Origin of the sequence: Pseudoalteromonas sp. CNC9-20 (assembly GCF_022347875.1) — a bacterium.
In the GTDB taxonomy this organism is placed as follows: Bacteria; Pseudomonadota; Gammaproteobacteria; order Enterobacterales; family Alteromonadaceae; genus Pseudoalteromonas; species Pseudoalteromonas ruthenica.
Genome location: NZ_JAKRFS010000004.1, coordinates 420,535 through 438,527, shown reverse-complemented (window position 1 = coordinate 438,527; position 17,993 = coordinate 420,535). Strand labels below are relative to the sequence as shown.

General features: G+C 48.3%; 21 protein-coding genes and 1 tRNA gene. 11 read left to right on the top strand and 11 right to left on the bottom strand.

What is annotated here, in order from left to right; translation table 11 throughout:
• Window positions 1–42: 42 nt before the first annotated feature.
• On the bottom strand, window positions 43–495 hold the full coding sequence (locus tag MHM89_RS12450; RefSeq protein ID WP_022943464.1) for a thioesterase family protein: 453 nt from the start codon (window positions 493–495) through the stop codon (window positions 43–45).
• A 111-nt stretch (window positions 496–606) separates the two neighbouring features.
• Here MHM89_RS12450 and recQ point away from each other — a divergent pair, with 111 nt between their 5' ends.
• The 4 genes from recQ (at window position 607) to MHM89_RS12430 (ending at window position 5,100) form a co-directional block, all read left to right on the top strand.
• On the top strand, window positions 607–2,424 hold the full coding sequence (recQ, locus tag MHM89_RS12445) for a DNA helicase RecQ (protein ID WP_022943463.1): 1,818 nt from the start codon (window positions 607–609) through the stop codon (window positions 2,422–2,424).
• 27 nt (window positions 2,425–2,451) lie between these two features.
• A complete protein-coding gene (locus MHM89_RS12440; RefSeq protein ID WP_130144697.1) occupies window positions 2,452–2,742 on the top strand; it encodes a DUF3630 family protein in 291 nt (96 codons plus the stop codon).
• A gap of 48 nt (window positions 2,743–2,790) precedes the next feature.
• The gene (locus MHM89_RS12435; RefSeq protein ID WP_138547110.1) at window positions 2,791–4,467 is read left to right on the top strand and encodes a POTRA domain-containing protein; all 1,677 of its coding nucleotides are present in this window, start codon (window positions 2,791–2,793) and stop codon (window positions 4,465–4,467) included.
• A 72-nt stretch (window positions 4,468–4,539) separates the two neighbouring features.
• Window positions 4,540–5,100 carry a mechanosensitive ion channel domain-containing protein gene (locus MHM89_RS12430; RefSeq protein WP_022943460.1) on the top strand — a complete coding sequence of 187 codons (561 nt, stop codon included), beginning with the start codon at window positions 4,540–4,542 and terminating at the stop codon, window positions 5,098–5,100.
• A gap of 30 nt (window positions 5,101–5,130) precedes the next feature.
• Here the strand turns inward: MHM89_RS12430 and MHM89_RS12425 are convergent, their stop codons facing one another.
• Genes MHM89_RS12425 through MHM89_RS12415 form a run of 3 tightly spaced genes read right to left on the bottom strand, consistent with a single transcriptional unit; the run spans window position 5,131 to window position 7,521 of the window.
• A complete protein-coding gene (locus MHM89_RS12425) occupies window positions 5,131–6,192 on the bottom strand; it encodes a succinylglutamate desuccinylase/aspartoacylase family protein (protein ID WP_045979321.1) in 1,062 nt (353 codons plus the stop codon).
• Window positions 6,179–7,084: a 30S ribosomal protein S6--L-glutamate ligase gene (gene rimK / locus MHM89_RS12420; RefSeq protein ID WP_045979320.1), complete on the bottom strand. Its 906-nt coding sequence runs from the start codon at window positions 7,082–7,084 to the stop codon at window positions 6,179–6,181. The genes MHM89_RS12425 and rimK overlap by 14 nt, the downstream gene beginning before the upstream one ends.
• A gap of 8 nt (window positions 7,085–7,092) precedes the next feature.
• Complete coding sequence (locus MHM89_RS12415) at window positions 7,093–7,521, bottom strand: ATP-dependent zinc protease (RefSeq protein ID WP_045979319.1); 429 nt, start codon at window positions 7,519–7,521, stop codon at window positions 7,093–7,095.
• A gap of 180 nt (window positions 7,522–7,701) precedes the next feature.
• Between MHM89_RS12415 and zntB the strand changes: the two genes are divergently transcribed.
• Both zntB and MHM89_RS12405 read left to right on the top strand, forming a co-directional pair.
• Window positions 7,702–8,664 (top strand): zinc transporter ZntB, encoded by a 963-nt coding sequence (gene zntB / locus MHM89_RS12410; RefSeq protein WP_022943456.1) that lies wholly within the window; start codon window positions 7,702–7,704, stop codon window positions 8,662–8,664.
• Between the two features lie 66 nt (window positions 8,665–8,730).
• The gene (locus MHM89_RS12405) at window positions 8,731–9,441 is read left to right on the top strand and encodes a hypothetical protein (protein ID WP_151173362.1); all 711 of its coding nucleotides are present in this window, start codon (window positions 8,731–8,733) and stop codon (window positions 9,439–9,441) included.
• Window positions 9,442–9,663: 222 nt separating this feature from the next.
• Here MHM89_RS12405 and MHM89_RS12400 read toward each other — a convergent pair.
• A tRNA-Arg gene (locus MHM89_RS12400) sits at window positions 9,664–9,738 on the bottom strand.
• Window positions 9,739–10,152: 414 nt separating this feature from the next.
• Here MHM89_RS12400 and MHM89_RS12395 point away from each other — a divergent pair.
• Window positions 10,153–10,335: a helix-turn-helix domain-containing protein gene (locus MHM89_RS12395; protein ID WP_022943453.1), complete on the top strand. Its 183-nt coding sequence runs from the start codon at window positions 10,153–10,155 to the stop codon at window positions 10,333–10,335.
• Here the strand turns inward: MHM89_RS12395 and MHM89_RS12390 are convergent.
• From MHM89_RS12390 to MHM89_RS12380, 3 genes are read right to left on the bottom strand one after another with little or no spacing between them, the layout of a single operon-like run.
• The gene (locus MHM89_RS12390; RefSeq protein WP_239408932.1) at window positions 10,321–11,109 is read right to left on the bottom strand and encodes a phosphotransferase; all 789 of its coding nucleotides are present in this window, start codon (window positions 11,107–11,109) and stop codon (window positions 10,321–10,323) included. The genes MHM89_RS12395 and MHM89_RS12390 overlap by 15 nt on opposite strands.
• The gene (gene pnuC, locus MHM89_RS12385) at window positions 11,102–11,725 is read right to left on the bottom strand and encodes a nicotinamide riboside transporter PnuC (protein WP_022943451.1); all 624 of its coding nucleotides are present in this window, start codon (window positions 11,723–11,725) and stop codon (window positions 11,102–11,104) included. Before pnuC ends, MHM89_RS12390 begins: the two co-directional genes overlap by 8 nt.
• A gap of 11 nt (window positions 11,726–11,736) precedes the next feature.
• A complete protein-coding gene (locus MHM89_RS12380) occupies window positions 11,737–11,994 on the bottom strand; it encodes a hypothetical protein (RefSeq protein ID WP_045979317.1) in 258 nt (85 codons plus the stop codon).
• 211 nt (window positions 11,995–12,205) lie between these two features.
• Between MHM89_RS12380 and pdsR the strand changes: the two genes are divergently transcribed.
• From pdsR to MHM89_RS12360, 4 genes are all read left to right on the top strand, one after another.
• Window positions 12,206–12,895 (top strand): proteobacterial dedicated sortase system response regulator, encoded by a 690-nt coding sequence (pdsR, locus tag MHM89_RS12375; RefSeq protein ID WP_022943449.1) that lies wholly within the window; start codon window positions 12,206–12,208, stop codon window positions 12,893–12,895.
• Window positions 12,896–15,034: a proteobacterial dedicated sortase system histidine kinase gene (pdsS, locus tag MHM89_RS12370; protein WP_138508674.1), complete on the top strand. Its 2,139-nt coding sequence runs from the start codon at window positions 12,896–12,898 to the stop codon at window positions 15,032–15,034. It abuts the gene before it with no gap.
• A gap of 62 nt (window positions 15,035–15,096) precedes the next feature.
• Entirely contained in the window at window positions 15,097–15,234 is a 138-nt protein-coding gene (locus MHM89_RS12365; RefSeq protein WP_157576255.1) for a hypothetical protein, read from the top strand.
• Window positions 15,235–15,263: 29 nt separating this feature from the next.
• Window positions 15,264–15,485: a hypothetical protein gene (locus tag MHM89_RS12360; RefSeq protein ID WP_045979315.1), complete on the top strand. Its 222-nt coding sequence runs from the start codon at window positions 15,264–15,266 to the stop codon at window positions 15,483–15,485.
• A gap of 8 nt (window positions 15,486–15,493) precedes the next feature.
• On the opposite strand, the gene MHM89_RS12355 is transcribed toward MHM89_RS12360, so the two are convergent.
• From MHM89_RS12355 to MHM89_RS12345, 3 genes are all read right to left on the bottom strand, one after another.
• Entirely contained in the window at window positions 15,494–15,994 is a 501-nt protein-coding gene (locus MHM89_RS12355; protein ID WP_022943445.1) for a DUF1543 domain-containing protein, read from the bottom strand.
• Between the two features lie 75 nt (window positions 15,995–16,069).
• Window positions 16,070–17,422, bottom strand: coding sequence for a sigma 54-interacting transcriptional regulator (locus MHM89_RS12350; protein WP_022943444.1), 1,353 nt, complete (start codon window positions 17,420–17,422; stop codon window positions 16,070–16,072).
• A complete protein-coding gene (locus tag MHM89_RS12345) occupies window positions 17,412–17,984 on the bottom strand; it encodes a hypothetical protein (protein WP_022943443.1) in 573 nt (190 codons plus the stop codon). Before MHM89_RS12345 ends, MHM89_RS12350 begins: the two co-directional genes overlap by 11 nt.
• Window positions 17,985–17,993: the final 9 nt, after the last annotated feature.

Genomic DNA, 17,993 nt, shown 5'->3' with positions numbered 1-17,993 from the left:
GTAAAAACGCTATTCTACGCCTCGCATTGTTGAAGGGCTAGTTTATCCGACTAAATAAGTGCCTGTACCATAAGCGATTTGCACACCTTGGTCATTATGCAGCTCCATACGACAGACACACACCTTGTTACCCGAGCGAATCAACATAGCCGTAGCAATAAAACGCTCACCCTTGCCCGGGCGTAAATAGTCTGTGCGCAAATCGATGGTGCCTAAGGTTGCCAGCCGGGATTGTGCGCTGAGCATTTCTGCCGGGCCAAATTTATCAATCACCGATGCGGCAGCAAGCAATCCACCCACAGTGTCTAACAACGACGAAATGACTCCGCCATGGAGTATTTGCTGTTGCGGATTACCGATTAACTGCGCGCTCCATGGCAATTCGATGCTCGCCGACTCGCCGTCCAGCTCCTTAATCTCCATTGCCAATAACTGGTTGAAAGGCATTTGCGCAAATAACTGGCTTAGCTTATTCAGGGCTTGAGCTTTATCCATAGTCTGTTCTCAACTGGTAAGATGAGTTATAGCCTATCTGAAGATGCATTTTTAAGCAAAGAGCAAGGCAGTTGCAGACAGGAATAATAAAAGACTCTAGAATAGGCGGCCATGAGCAGTGTATCCGCATTATTTTCCGAACAAACGCCTGAGCAGATCCTGCGCGACGTGTTCGGCTACAGCCAATTTCGCGAGGGCCAACAGCAGGTGATCAACGCCGTGCTTGGCGCTCAGGATGCCTTAGTGCTGATGCCGACAGGCGGTGGCAAGTCGTTATGCTACCAAGTGCCGGCAATGTTATTACCCGGGCTAACCTTGGTCATTTCACCATTAATATCCTTGATGCAAGACCAGGTGACTCAGCTCAACGCCCAAGGGGTCAAAGCGGCCTATATTAATAATTCTCTGACTCGTGAACAGCAGCAGCTCATCTATCAGCAACTCCATGACGGCGAAATAAAACTACTCTATGTTGCTCCGGAGAAAGTGCTGCAATATGAGTTTATGCAGCGTCTTGGCTATTTAAATATCAGCCTGATTGCAGTTGATGAGGCACATTGTGTGTCTCACTGGGGGCATGATTTTCGTCCCCATTACTTCCGCCTTAGTGAACTCAAACAGCGCTTTGCCCATGTACCGATGATGGCACTTACTGCCACCGCCGACAGCGCCACTCGTGTCGATATTGTCAATCAACTGGGGCTTCGCTCGCCCTATATCCATATTGGCAGCTTCGATAGGCCAAACATTCGCTACACCTTGGAAGAAAAGTTTAAACCTTTCACTCAGTTGCTGCGCTATTTGCGCACCCAAAGTGGGCAAAGCGGCATCATCTACTGCACTAGCCGCAAGCGCGTTGATGATTTGGCCCAAAAACTCAGTGAAGCAGGTTTTAATGTCGCCGGTTACCACGCTGGCATGAGTAACGAATCGCGCCACTTTGTGCACAACGCTTTTGCCAAAGACGATATTCAAATTGTGGTAGCCACTGTGGCCTTCGGCATGGGCATCAACAAACTCAATGTGCGCTTTGTGGTGCACTATGATATTCCCAAAAACATCGAGTCTTATTATCAAGAAACTGGCCGAGCCGGACGGGATGGTTTGGCCGCAGAAGCCATTATGTATTTTGACCCGGCGGATGTCCCTCGAGTTAGGCGCTTTTTTGAAGACATTGACGATGAGCAGCGCCGCCGTGTCGAAGAGCAGCGTTTCAATGCCATGGCCAGTTTTGCCCAAGCGCAAACCTGCCGACGACAAATACTGCTTAATTATTTTAGTGAATACCAGCGCGAGGCATGCGGTAACTGCGATATCTGCTTAAATCCACCGCAGCGTTTTGATGGCACCGTGGTGGCGCAGCAGGCACTATCCTGTGTGTATCGCGCCGGACAAAAATTCGGGCTAGGCTATATCGTCGAGTTACTGCGTGGCGCCAACACTCAGCGTATCCGGGATCTTAACCATCATACCTTAAGCACCTACGGCATAGGCAAGGAGCACAGCAGCGAATATTGGCTCAGTATTTTGCGCCAGCTCATTCATCAGGGCTTACTGCATCAAGATATTACCCAAGGTTCGGTACTACACCTTACCGAAGCAGCCAGACCAGTGCTCAAGGGCGAATATCAGTTACAACTTGCTGAACCACGTTTACAAGCCAAGCACGTTTATCAAGATAAGCTGGCCCAGTTCAATTACGATAAAAAGCTGTTTGCTAAACTGCGCGCCTTGCGCAAGCAACTAGCGGACGATGATGATGTGCCGCCATATGTGGTATTCAATGACCGAACCCTAGCGGAAATGGCGCAACTTATGCCTACCAATGACACCGAGTTTTTAAAAGTATCGGGTGTGGGTTTCACTAAACTCAGTAAGTACGGCAGTGCCTTTATGACTTTAATTCGTAATCATCTGTCACCCGAATAATCGCCAATACCATATAAGAGCTTAACTGTGACCCAACTCGCTATAGATAGCCAACACCACGTTATTATCATTACTCCTGATGTGATGCCCAGCGCTGATGAATTCGATTTTTGGGGCCGTATTTTCTTGCATCATGACGCCATTGCCATCGGTGAGTTTGAACAAGGTGTAGACAGGCACATGCTGCGCTTTAGCTTTGAGCAGCTTCCTTTTGAGCTGCATTTTGAACATTATGGCGATAATATTTGGATCAGTGCCACAGGGGTTGAGGCGCAAGGTAAGTTAACCGAGTTAGGAAATTATTTAAGCGCAAGTTAATAAATGTGCGATACACTTTAATTCACGATATGGAAAAAAGTGAGTTAAATGAATCGACTATTCGTTCTACTGAGTACCCTAGCCGCCTTTTCCAGTGCTGCTCCGGCGCAGCAGGAAAAGTGCAAGAATGAACAGTCCCAAGTGCAAAGTAACCACTTACTATCGCGTCAACTCGAGGACAAAGCTCCCCTTCCTGATGCCAATCCTAGCCGACGGATTGGAGACATTAGCTTTAGCCAGCAAAATATCTTTAACACCGAATTAGACGACGAAAATAACTGGCTGTTCCGCCTTGCCAACGACATGCATGTGATGACTGAACAGCAAGTGTTAGAGAATATTTTGTTGTTCCAACCAGGCGATCGCTACAGCCCACAACAATTACGCGAGTCAGAACGTTTGCTACGTCAACAAGGCTATTTATATGACGCTCGGATCAGTGCGCAAACGCGGTGCGACGAGTTTGTGGATGTGAAAGTCGAAACCCGTGAGCTCTGGACTTTGTTGCCAGAGATTAGCTTTAGCCGCAGCGGAGGTGAGAACCGCTCCACGTTTGGTTTTCGTGACAGTAACTTCCTTGGTTGGGGTAAGCGCGTATCCTTAGTACGCACCAATGATGAAGAGCGCAGTGGTTACGAATTTACCTATGACGATCCGAATATTCTCGGCAGTCGTTATCGCGGTCGTCTTGAGTATGCAGATAACAGTGACGGTAAGCGCCATTGGCTGTCGGTCACTTATCCTTTTTATGCGCTGTCTACAAAACACAGTTATGGGGTGGCCAATGGCAGTAACCGCCGTCAGGAGAAGCTCTATGATCGCGGTGAAGAGATCAGTGAGTTCTCGCAACATACCTCTTCTAGCCATCTTTTTTATGGGGTTTCAAGCTCCCCAGCCCCGAATTGGACACAGCGCACCATCGTCGGTTATCGCTACCAAAAAGACCGGTTTGATGCGATCGATGAAACCGTGTTACCTCTTGCCGAAGAGCGTACGCTTTCCTATCCCTATCTACGAGTCAGCTGGTTACAAGACGATTATGTAAAAGTACACAATATCGACTCTATCACGCGCACCGAAGATTTGAACCTAGGCTGGCAAATCGATACTACTTTAGGTTACTCAGGCGAATCTCTGGGTGGCGATACTAACCGTTTGGTGCTCGACTTTCGTGTGCAGCGCAGCCACTACGTTAATCAGCAGAGTCTGTGGCGTTGGTCGGTGGATGTACAAGGTCAGTTACGCGAAGATGGGTTTACTGCTGAGAATCTATTTTTTGGCACCCAAGCTGAGTATTTCTTTAATAGTGATGATGCTCAATCGTGGTATGTAAAGGCGCGTATAGATGGCGCTGAAGGGTTAACTTTGGACCGCCAGCTTACATTAGGTGGCGATTCCGGGCTGCGCGGATACCCGCAGCATTATCAGCAAGGGGATCGGCGAGCACTGCTTAGCATTGAGAAGCGCTATTATTGGGAATATAACCTATGGCAGTTATTTCGCGTCGGTGGGGCTGCTTTTTATGACGCAGGACAAGCCTGGTTTACCAACAGCAATCCCGCCAATGACACCCACTTTCGCCACAACTATGGGGTTGGTTTACGCTTAGCACCAAGTCGCGCCAACGCCGGAACGGTTATTCATATCGATGTCGCCAGAGCTATCAACCGCCCAAATGATGTCGACCCCGTCCAGTGGTTGGTGACCGTGAAGAAATCCTTCTAAATACACTTTGCTGATGGCTGTTTCCATGCTATACAGCGGCTTTAACAACTTGTTTTTATAAGGAACATATCTGTGGCGCTGGTTGATCTTCTTACTCAACATTATAAGTGGCTGGTTACCCTTGTGGTGCTGCTGCTTTTCCCTTTATTGGTGCGCTTGCAGCTGAAAATTTTTAACAAAACGATCCGGGGTCGAGTCGACCCTCATCGCAAACAACGCGCGCAATTGTTACTCAAAGTGTTGCTTGCTTTTGTCCTGCTGTGCATCCTGTTGGTGTTCTGGGGCATTGAGTTACGCGGGCTATTAGTGGTCGGCTCAAGCCTGTTTGCAATGCTTGGCGTCGCGATGTTTGCGGGTTGGTCTTTGCTTTCAAATCTGACATCATTTTTGCTGATGTTTGTACAAAATGATTGCCGGGTCGGCAACTGGGTCAAGGTGATTGATGGCGCCAACTTCATAGAAGGACGGATTATTGAAATGGGGTTGATGAACGTGGTGTTAGAGCACCTAGAGGGTCATCGTGTTCTCTACCCCAATAATTTATTTGTAACCCGGCCAGTGATGGTACTGAACAAACCGCCACAAAAAGCCAAGCCTACACGGCGCATACTGGCACCTAAAAATAAACCTTAAAGCAAATGCCAACAGGCGCAATTGCGCCTGTTATTCATTGTTAAGTTCAGGTGTTTTTAACTCATCATCCATGTCACTGATTTCATCAATAAATGTCTCTAGCTGTTGCTCAACCAACGAGTTGGCATGCGCAAAATAAGCAAGATGAAAAATAGCATCGCCCTCGTTCACCAAAGGCATGGTTTGCTGTCCAATCACAATGCCACTGCGCGGCGCTAAAATCGCACATTCACTATCCCCTAGCGGACTGTTGATATAAGCCAACACTTGGCCTTTACTCACGCGTTCGCCAAGGGATACTTGAGCGCGGATAATGCCATCTGTTTCGGCCCGGATCCAACTGGTAGAACTGGCGATAACCGGCTCCGCCTGCTTGCGAACCCGCTTACCTCGTAGCATCCTCAGTTTACGCATGACGTTTTCCACCCCTTGCACACCCGCAGCAATAGCGATGGGATCGAAACGTAGCGCCTCTCCAGCTTCGTACGTGATCACCGGGATCCCAAGCTCTGCCGCTTCACTGCGCAGTGAGCCGTTTCGTAGCGAGGCATTGATCACCGCTGGCGTACCAAAGGCATTGGCTATTTTTGCCGTTTCCTCATTGCTTAAATCGGCTCTGATCTGCGGTAAATTGGTGCGGTGAATAGCACCTGTATGCAAATCAATGATATGGCTGCAATGCATCGCCACTTCGTTAAAAAACGTATTCGCCATACGCCCCGCCACAGATCCTCGCTGCGAGCCTGGGAAGCAGCGATTGAGATCGCGCCTATCGGGAAGGTAGCGAGATTTATGGATAAAACCAAACACATTGACAACAGGCACAGCAATTAAGGTGCCACGCAGTTGCGTGGCATCAACCTTTGCTAGGGTTTGTCGCACGATTTCAACACCGTTGAGCTCGTCACCGTGAATTGCTGCACACACCAGCAATACCGGACCGCTTTCTACCCCGTTGACCACCTCAAGATTAATGGTCAGTGGTGAGTGGGTATATAGCTTAGCCGCTTCAAGCTCAAAGGTGCGCCGCTGCCCAGGTGCGACTTGCTCACCTAACAGCGTAAATGCCTGATTCTTTTTAGCCCTTGCCACGGGTTCTGGTCCTCTTTTCTTTAGCATTCTTTTCTATAAATTGAATAATCATGCCAGCAATATCTTTCCCTGTCGCTAACTCAATTCCTTCGAGTCCTGGTGAAGAGTTAACTTCCATCACTAAAGGGCCACGCTCAGAGCGCAGTAAGTCAACCCCAGCTACATTTAACCCCATTGCTTTAGCGGCGGCCACTGCTGTTTTACGCTCTTCTGGGGTAATCCGTACCAAGCTGGCACTGCCGCCACGGTGTAAATTGGAGCGAAATTCACCTTCTTGGGCTTGGCGCTTCATCGCCGCAATAACACGATCGCCAATGACAAAGCAACGAATATCGGCCCCGCCCGCTTCTTTGATATATTCCTGCACCATGATGTGTGCTTTCAGGCCCATAAAAGCCTCAATCACACTCTCGGCCGCCTTACGTGTTTCAGCAAGCACCACCCCAATCCCTTGTGTCCCCTCTAGCAGCTTGATAACAACCGGAGCGCCACCCACCATCTCAAGCAAGTCTTTGACATCATCGGGTTTGGATGCAAAACCGGTTACCGGCATGCCCACTCCCTTGCGTGATAGTAGCTGTAAAGAACGCAATTTATCGCGCGAGCGGGTGATAGCAACAGATTCGTTCACAGGGTACACCCCCATCATCTCGAATTGCCGTAACACTGAACAGCCATAAAACGTAACAGAAGCCCCGATGCGCGGAATAATGGCGTTGAAGTCCTCTAGTTTTTGACCTTTATAGTGTACTTCCGGCTCTTGCGAGTTGATATTCATGTAACAGCGTAAAGCATCCAATACCTGCACTTCATGGCCACGCTGCTGCGCCGCCTCAATTAAACGGCGAGTGGAATACAACGACTTGTTACGTGATAAAATGCCGATTTTCATAATAAACCTTATAATTGTGTTTGGTGTGACAATTCAGGGTCTACAACAATACGCCCTGCCATGGCTGTACGCCCCAATAGCATACGAAATTTCATGGTGTCTCTATTTGTGAGTGTTGCTTCAATAGGCCATTGTTGGCCGCCAATAAGTAACTGCGTTTGTATGACATAACGCTGCTCCTGATGCCCACCAGAGTCAGTAACGGTGCGCTGATCTATCACCTTCGCTTGGCACTGTATCTCTGTGTCGTTGTCGTCTTGAATGGGGTGAACCCAAAACCGCACCCAGACCTGCTCATCTTGTATAAACTCTTCAACTCGAAAAGCATGAATACATGAAGTACGGGCACCGGTATCGACCTTAGCCTTGATTTTATCAATCCCCAGCTCAGGCAGGGCTAGCCACTCACGCCAGCCTACTGTTATTTTATTTGTCATATGCGAAGTCACTCGTATGCTCCAACGGCGAGGAGCGCAATAGTAAAAGCCGCTTTATACGGTAATTATCGATAAAGAACAGTGAATTAAATTACTCGCGTCGATAAAGACTATTCATTGATCTTGTAGCGATAATAGACAAGGATAGAAGAAACATTCTGTATTGAAAGTGAAGGTGTTATGTCAGCTTTGATTCATGCCTTAGTGTTAGACGCTCAAGGCGGCGCTGAACAATTAACTGAAAAATCAGCGATTAAGCAGTGGAAGCCCAGTGATGGTGTGCTGTGGCTACATCTTGATTACTGCCAAGATGATATTGAGCAATACTTGGCAGCGGTACCATTAAGTGAATTTGCACATGATGCCCTTATTGCCGATGAAACACGCCCTCGTATTGTCAGCGATGACAGTGGCCATTTATTGTTTTTGCGTGGCGTCAATCTTAACCCGGCAGATAGTCCTGATGATATGGTATCGATTCGCGTGTTCGTTAGTGAGCAACTTATCGTCTCTACGCGCCACCGCCGCCTGCTGTCGGTGAATGCCCTTGCTGAATCTTTACGTAAAGGCAAAGGGCCGAGTACCACCTCAGCACTGGTATGCCAATTGTGCGAAAATTTAACCTCGCGAATGCAAGGTGTGATAGATGAACTCGAAGATAAACTTGATCAATTTGAAGAAGATGTTGATAGCCAACGAGCACATGATCACAATGCGCTATCACAGGTGCGCCGCCAAACTATCGGCTTAAAGCGCTATATCAGACCACAAAAGGAGGCTCTGCGCGCGCTTGTGAGTCAACAGCCAAGTTGGTTGGCTGACAGTGATACGCCGCGCATCAATGAAACCATTAACCATCTGCTGCGCTACTTAGAAGAACTTGATTTGAATATTGAGCGGGCTCAGATAATCCAACAAGAGGTCGCCAGCCAAGTATCCGATCAACTAAATAAGCGTATGTATGTGATGTCAGTGGTAGCAGCGCTGTTTTTACCCCTGGGCTTTCTTACCGGTTTACTGGGCGTCAATATTGGCGGAATTCCTGGAACGGAATCAGCAGCGGCATTCCCGTTGTTTGTTCTCGCTCTAGTGATATTAACCGCCGCCGTCGCTTTGTATTTTCGTATGAAAAAATGGCTATAAAAAGCCTACCCACGTGGTCTGCTTAGCTTGCCACGCTCCCCCTTCACACACGGATGTAGCCCACGTATGAGCTTAAAAATACGCGATTTAGATCAGCAGACCCAGTGGCTTAGTAGCGCGCAGCGGCTAGCGCTTAAAGAAGTGATCGCCGCTAGCTTTGCCGGGGTCAGCCCTGATGAGTACATGCAATACTATTTTGATGACCCCAAGGCGTGTCAGCGTAAGCTCAGGCTTTATTTTGACCATAGCACGCTGGTTGGCTATTGCCTGTTAACCTTCACACGGCACGACAAAAGTACGGTAATACGAGCCTCTGCAGCTTTTTACCCACAATATAGAAACGGTGGCAATACCTTCTCCTTTTCCCTGTATCACAGTATTCGCTACTGGCTTACACGTCCTTGGTGCGCTGTGTATTATGCCGATACAATGCTCAGTCCAGCAATGTACCGGGCCATCGCCAAGCATGTAGCAATTATCTGGCCACACCCAGATTGCAGAAGTCCCAACGCGCTGTTTGAGCACTTTAACGCAGAGGGAAGAGTAAGCCCTGGCGGCTCTCTTCGTTGTTTAAAGCCTGTGAACCGTGCAAGTAATTACAGCATCTCGGAGCTTGCGGCCTTTCACGCCAGTGATAAAAAAGAGATTGCCTTTTACTGCAAAATGAATCCTGACTTTCATGCTGGCATGGGACTATTTGTGATTATTCCCATCCATACTAAGCAAGTGATTTATACCTTAGGCAAGCGATTGTTAAGCGTCTTTAAAGCGCGTTAATCGCTTTGATGGTATCTAGGCGCACTGAAGCGATGAACGACTCATGCGAATATAGCTGCACATTGACTTGGCGCAGCGCCATGCAAAGTTGTTCTAATGCATGATATTAACTGCATGGCATAGGCTGATAGCTCATAACTGCCACACAAAATAAAAATGACATGCTCAATATGAAAGAGGGATAGTGATTGATTTAACGGCGGTAATATTAACAGAAAGAAATGGCGCTCTCGCTAGGGATCGAACCTAGAACTTGGCCTCCGGAGGGCCACGTGATATCCATTTCACCACGAGAGCGCAGTGTCTATGTGTTCAGACAGCGCTTATAGTAAAGGCATCACAAGGTAAATACTAGCCCTAGCTGATCATATGGCGATATTTTCAGCAGCTGTCACTCAGCACCGAGCAATACGATTAAATTTCACTCGCTCATGATGCAATTTCGCCTTGGCATTCAAGGTATTTACATTTGACTCATACTTTTGCGTTATTTTCTCTGGCAATCCTGCTATCTTGAACTTTACTTATATCTACTGTGTTGCAAATTTGCTGTTAACTTCCCTCAACAAGCTGTAATTGGGCTGAGATATCATCATCTTTTTATTTCAGTATTGTTGGCTTGCTGCCGCTATAAAAGCGCACAGCTATTGAGAAGAACAGCGTCTGTTTCACTGTATGTACACTACTATTTATATGCTGTTTGGAGCCCCTATGAACTTGATGACTGCAGAACAAGTCGCCGAATACCTTGGTGTAAAAATTGAACGCGTAAAACGCCTTGCCCGTGAGCATTTGCTCATTGCCAAAAGCCAAGATGATAACGGTGACCCAATGTTCGATAAAAGCGACGTGGAAAGATACAAGGAGTTGGCACAGCGCCTAGGTGGCATTTAGAATCTCATCGAGTTGTAGTTTGGCTTCATCCACTCGATGCGCAGTGTTATTCGCTCGATACCAAAAATAATTCAGCGCCGCGACTAACTTCTGCATAGCCGTAAACTTAATCCAGTCGATGCGTTGCTCACTGCCAAAGTACTCACTTAGCAACGCGTGCTGTTGTGCCTCAGTCAGAGAGAAACTAATGCTCAGCATGGCGAGATCAAAGTATCGGTCGCCGGGCTGAGCATATTCAAAATCAATGCACTGCCAACATCCTAAGTAACTAATAATGTTTTGCCGAATTAAGTCATTGTGACAAAAGCGCATATCTTCAGATTGCATTTTAGTATCAGTGACAACCTGATGCAGCGCCTGCGCATATGCTTGGTAAAAAGGCTGATGCTCATAGCGCTTGAGCTCGGCATGCAAATCAAGGTATGGCCCGCTGCATGGTTGGGCGTGGATGAGCTGTAAACACTTCACAGCTTGGCTGACATCAAACTGCTCTGGTACCTTACCCGGCGCATAATGAAAAATAGCCCCTTGATGCGCTTCATCTACGTACAAGGGCGCCGGACAAGCAGCCTGTTTGGCTAAGCGGCGCTGAGCCGCAATTGCCTCGTGGGGTAATGGCTTGGCATAAAATTTAACCAGCCACGATTGCTCTGCGGTATCAACACGATAGTTTTCGTTGCTCACACCTTGTGGCAAATAGGTAATTTGCTCAATGCGCGTGCTGGGTTTATAACGCCGCACTAAGCTATTAATTGAGGCAACAGATTTAGGCATAGGCCGTTCCTGTGGTGCTCTTATGCTGGTATTGCGCCCGCCAGCGCAGATAGCCGGCCACCGCCATCACCGTGTAAAACACAAATAGCACCGTTGTCGGATAATACCCTTTAGCAACATATAAATAGATAGACGCGGCATCAATAACCACCCAATATAGCCAGTTTTCCAACACTTTTTGTGCCACCAAATAGGTCGTTACCACCGCAAAACAGGTGGTTAAACTATCAAGGTAGGCGTAATCAGCATGGGTGTAGTTATCCATAATATACCCGGCCACGAGAGCGACCACCGTCGTGGCAGCGATTACCACTGCGTGACGCTGGACAGTGTATGAAGTAATGCCTTGGCGGGCGCTATTTTGACGACCATAGCGCCATGCCCACCAACCGTACACCGCCATACCCATATAGTAAAAATGTAGCGCCGACTCCATTAACAAAGCGCCGTTCCAGTACATCAAAGTATAGATTAAGGTGCTAATGAAAGCCGCCGGCCAGCACCACAAACTCTCTTTCATAGCCAATAGCAAGTAAGCCATGGATAATGCCACAGCAACGTATTCCCACACCGACATGGCACTGAATCCGGCAATAATAGCGCTCAGAGTTTCCATCTTTACGCCTCTTAACTCGCCTCAGGAGAGAGATCACCGCATAGAAACTTACACACAAAAATAGCCTTGCCGTAGGTTTCATAGGAGCGCTTAATTTCTGCACTCACCACTGACATCACGGTGTCATAATCGCCAAACACCTGAGTTGATAAGGTATTGGTGATCACTTTAATATCGCCATGCGCATTAAGGCGGTCAATGAAATCTTGAATATAGGGGATATAGTCTTGATGCAATGGGTACTTGCTTATTTCTACTGTCAGTTTCATGGGCCTACCTTGGGAAATATAAAGCCGCTATTGTAGCCTGTCGTTAACATAAGCCAAACACCCTTGGGGATATTTTTGTCCTTCGCATAAATCACTGACGGCCAAAGCGAGCACAAAAATGATGAATTATGGCAATTAGCCTGTTACTGCTCACAAAGCGCTAAATTCGCGATATAGTAGCGCTCACAACAAAAAACTCAGCACACGGATTATGAAACGCATTGCCATTATCGAAGACGAAGCTGCTATTCGCGATAACTACGTTGAAATGCTCGAAGGACAAGGCTACCAGGTACAAGGGTTTGCCGACAGGCCCAGTGCTGAAAGAGCACTGTTTGAGCAACTACCAGATCTCGCCATCGTCGATATTGGCTTAGGCAATGAGATTGATGGTGGCTTTATGCTGTGCCAAAGTTTGCGTGCCCGCTCGCATACCTTGCCAATTATTTTTTTAACTGCCCGTGACAGCGAAATTGATACAGTCTGTGGCCTGCGTATGGGGGCCGATGATTACCTTACCAAAGATATCAGCATGGCCCATTTAGCAGCGCGTATTGGTGCGTTATTTCGCCGCGTGGAAGCACAAGAGACGCCCCCGCAAGCGAATGAAACCATAGAGCAAGGCGATTTGGAGTTAGATCTCAAGCGAATGCGCGCTGCTTGGCAAAACCAAGCCGTGGATCTGACCGTAACCGAGTTTTGGATGGTACATTCGCTTGCTAAGCGCCCTGGTCACGTAAAAAGTCGTGATGAGTTAATGAGCGATGCAAAAATATACGTCGATGACAGCACCATCACGTCGCACGTAAAACGTATTCGCAGAAAATTCCAAGCCATTGATGCTAGCTTTGATTGTATCAACACCGTCTATGGCATGGGTTATCGCTGGGAAATGAAGTAAATGGCACGATTTGGCCTGGGCCTGCGCAGTAAGGTCATTGTGTTATCTTGCTTTTTATTCGTCCTGCCATGGCTTGGCTACGAATACGTCTGGGAAATGGAAAAGTACCTACGTAAAGGGCAAGAAAAAACCTTGGTGGGCACCACCCGAGCTCTGGCCACAGCCTTACACGAACGCCCGGCCTTGTTTGAAAACGCCAGTCAATTTACCGACAAGGTCGAGAAAGGTCGCGACCTGTACGCCTACAGCATCGATAATGCCATTCGGCTTGATGGCGAATTGGGTGATTGGCAGCCTTATCAAGAGTTAATGTGGCAGTATCATGGCCAATACCTGAGTACCCCCAACCCAGAGCATGACAACGCTGATCTCTCTTTTCGTCATATGGTCGGCAAGTATGGTAATTACCTGTACGCGGTGTTCGCGGTGCGAGATGACACCGTGCGTTACCGCCCCAAAAATGCCCTTGGCGTGAGTCGCAACGACCACTTAAAAATCGCCATAAAAACGCCACAGGGGGAGCTTACGAATTACATTGTCGCGACCCGCGAAGATGGCTGGGTCAACGCCTTTGAACTGCCTTCACTGCAACCCTACACACAAATTCAGGGCTATTTCCGACGCACTGCACAAGGTTATAACATCGAGCTACGTATGCCCTTAAATATGCTTGGTAACAAACTGGGCTTTGCTATCAGTGATTGGGACGATGGCCAACAGCAGCGCCACCTCATGGCCACCTCCAATGTGCATGATGCCAACCGCCTTGGCACCGTGTTGCTGCCATCGCCTGAGATCAAACGCATTATTAAAGGCATGGGTCACAGCGGCAGCCGTATTTGGGTTGTCGATAAACATCATCGAGTATTAGCACAGTCTGGCACCATTCAACATGCCGATGGCGTCTGGGCAAGCTCGTTACAAGAAAACGAACAACAAGGGGCGTGGCAACGCTTTGAAGAGCGCTTTTTACACCCGCTGTACTATAAAATTCTCACCCGCCCGCCCAGTGATTTTTTAGATACCTTGCACGATGTAGCCGCCCTTGAAGGCAGCCATATAGCCAACGCCCTAAAAGGCAAGCCGGCCTCCAACTGGCGCCTGACACCGGATAACAAAGCCGTTATTCTCAGTGCCGCCTACCCTATTTGGGGTGATGACCAAGTGCTCGGCGCGGTGATCGCAGAAGAGACCACCAATGGCGTACGTACGCTGCGCAACAAGGCACTGGAAAAGCTATTTAACGTGATTTTGGCGGTGATGTTTATCGGCACCATCACGCTGTTTTTCTTCGCTTCTCGTATTTCCTCGCGCATTCGTCGCCTGCGTGACAGCGCCGAGCAAGCCATTGATGAGCAAGGTCGTGTTCGCGGTACCTTAACACTGAGTAAAGACAGTGATGAAATTGGTGACTTATCCCGCAGCTTCGCCAACATCGTTAATCGCTTAGGCGGCTATACCCATTACCTGGAGAATATGTCCTCACGCCTGTCTCATGAATTACGCACACCGGTGGCGGTGGTGCGCAGCTCATTAGAAAACTTGCAAATGATCGCCACCGAGCCACAACAGCAAAAGTACCTCACCCGCGCTCAAGAAGGGGTCAATCGGCTGAACAAATTGATCACCACCATGAGCGAAGCAACACGCTTAGAGCAAAGTATCTCAACGGCAAAAAAAGAACATTACGATCTGCAGCAAGTGGTGCATGGCTGTATGCAGGGGTATCAATTCGCATACCCGCAAGCACACTTTGACATCAACATTAGCGACGCGGCTATTCCCGTGGAAGGTTCAGCTGATTTTTTAGCGCAGCTGTTAGATAAGCTGATTAACAACGCCCTGGAGTTTGCTTACGAGGGCAGCGCGATTGGCGTATCCCTTGAGCGCCAAGCTCAGCACGCAGTGCTTAAAGTGAGTAATCAAGGCCCAGCGCTTCCTGCGGATATCGGTGAGCATATTTTTGATTCTATGGTGTCGGTCCGCGAGCAAGATAAGCAGCAGCAGCCCCATTTGGGATTAGGCTTGTACGTGGCTCGGCTTATTGCCGATTACCATCAAGCACAAATAAAGGCTGAAAACCTCGCTGATGGCAGTGGCGTGGTCTTTTCACTGACCATTAAAATAATCCAAGATTGATTCACGACCTATTCATTCCTGAAGCGTTAGAGTTAGGTCATCGTCGCAATTATGGAGCACAAATGAGTATGACAGGTCAGCTTCTTCAACCTGAGGAGATTGAGTATATTTTTGCGCTCTTTAATAATAGCGAACACGCTGAGCCAACGCCTCCTCAGCCAATACCCCTTGAACCTAACAGTGAAGGTTCATTACAATAAGGCACGTCTTCTCCTCGTGCCTTATTTTTGTGAAACCACACCGCGCTAAAAAAGAACTTGCCCTACTGCCTATTTTATTTATTGCTATCGCCTTATGTGTGGGTGGTCACTTTGTGTTGCAACCCAACTATCAAGATAGCCATATCGTAGAGTACGCCCTCGCGGCCCTGCCCTTTGCATTGTTTGCGTTAGTCATTATTGCGATACGCATGGCCATCAAACAAGAACAAGATGAGCAGGACGAGGAGTAATCAGGTCGCTACAATACGTGATAACCAAACCAATCCGGCTTGATTGTTTGCGAGCGTCCGCTTGGGGTTAGGTGAATGTGGTATTGGTTATCGAGCAAATCCAAGGCAAAGCAGTCATCCACCTCATGGAGATCATCTTTATGCTGATGGCTCATGTGCGTTAAATAACGTTGTTTGACTTGCTGTTTGGCTTGCTCGGCGCTGTGTGCAACGGTCAATGTGAAGGCATGTTGCTCAGCCATTTTATCCGCTTCATAGGCACCTAAGTTCACAAAATACAAACGCTCCGGACGATTTTGCGGCGTGTCGGCAATGGCAATGTGGTAGCCATCAATATCGTTAACAGCCATATACGAGTCCATATGCACCTTGTCCTTGTCACCGACCCATTGCGCCTTGAGTTTTGAGTAGGTATCGTCAATGGACTCCCCAACCACAAAGCGTACGTCGTGCATTTCAATATGACAGCCGCGAACACGCCCACCTAAATACACCATAAATAACTGCATTAAATTATTCCATGCGTCTTAAAAGAGTCAGTATATCTATGAGTTATTGAGATTGTAAGAGCCTTAGAATGGCCCTTACTTACTTGCCGATGGCGCGAACTGCTCAGCGTCAATATCGTGCTTTTTAATCAACTTATAAAAGTCACTGCGATTACGCTTAGCGAGTTTAGCGGCTTGAGCGACATTGCCATCCACCATTTTCAAAACGCGGATCAAATACTCACGCTCGAATTGCTTTTTCGCTTCATTAAGAGCGATGGGTGAGCTCGACTCCATCTCACATTGCAGCGCTAGCGCCACTTGCTTCGCACTGATAAGCTCGCTAGGGCTAAGCGCTACAACTTGCTCCACCACATTTTGCAACTGACGAATGTTACCGGGCCAATCATGGCGCAGTAACAAGTCCATAGCATCGTCACTGAAGCGTTTCACCGCCTGCTCTTGGCGCGCCGCAATTTGCTCACAAAAGTAATGTGCCAACAGCGAGATATCTTCGCGACGCTCATTTAACGCCGGCAGGCGCAGGTTGACGACATTTAAGCGGTAATACAAATCTTCACGGAAGGTATTTTCACTAATGGCCGTGGGTAGGTCTTTGTGGGTTGCCGACACCACCCGCACATTAACGGGGATTTCTTCACTATGACCTACCGGGCGAATCGTTTTCTCTTGCAGCACCCGCAATAGCTTCACCTGCAGATTCAAAGGCATATCGCCAATTTCATCGAGAAACAAGGTGCCTCCCTCGGCCTGTGAGAATAACCCCACATGGTCCGTTGTGGCCCCGGTAAAAGCCCCTTTTTTATGACCAAACAGCTGTGATTCCAACAACTCTGCGGGCACCGCACCACAGTTGATGGCAACAAAAGGTCCATCACTGACATTGCTATTTTCATGCACCGCTTTGGCCAATAACTCTTTACCCGTACCACTGGCCCCAGAGATCAGCACATTCACATCAGCGGCACCAACCATTCGCACTTGCTCTAATAAGTGGTGCATGGTGGCACTGCGAGTAACGATACCATGATGGTTACTTTGCTGACCTTGGCTGTGACCATGCAGGCGCACCGCTTTAGCTAGGGTATCGATCAGCTCGTCTTTATCTATGGGTTTAGTCAAAAAGGCAAACACGCCCTGCTTGGTAGCCTTCACCGCATCAGGAATAGAGCCATGTGCGGTCATCATCACCACCGGCATGGTCGGGTAAAGTTGCTGCACTTGTTCGGCGAGTTGCATGCCATCGATATCATCCATGCGCAAGTCGGTCAGAAGCACATCAAAGTGCTGTTGTTGCAGCTCGCTTAAGGCATCACTAGCACAATTCGCGGTGCTAACCTCATAGTTATTAGCTAACAGGCGAATAGTGAGTAACTTCAGTAGGCTTTCGTCATCATCCACTAATAAAACTTTGGATTTAGTACTCATTGTCACTCTCCTGCTGGGTACTGCGCTGCAATAGCTGTTGCTCTATTGCGGCAAGCGAAGACAAGGTTTTTTGCATGCGCGCTTTCATTTGCGCTTGCTCTTGCTTTTGCGCTTGTAACTCCTGGCGCATCTGCGCATTGGCGATAAGTTGCTGTTTCAGCAACCAGAAGTAGCGAGCGCTAGATTCAGGCCAGTAATACTGGGCACTCACGACTTCGAGTTCAGCCAACATTTCTTGTGGCTGCGTTTGCCCTCGTAAGCATAAGCGCGCAAAAAATTGTTTCAGTTGCGGCTCGGCAATGAAAGTTTCATCGTTATCCTGTGCCGTGGCGGCAAAACCACCACACTGCTGTGCATGCCATTGCACTAGCTGTTGTGCGCTCGGGTAAGATGGCGGCTGTTTTGGACGCGGTTTCGGGTTGGGCGTACCGACCACCACTGTTGTTGGCGCTTTGGGTTGTTCAACCACAGTTGCACTGGGTTCTGCGCTCCCTAGCAACTGACAGCCGGCACTTAGCATGCTGATCATACCAAGGCTCACCAAGGCGACAAACTTATTCATAATGAACTC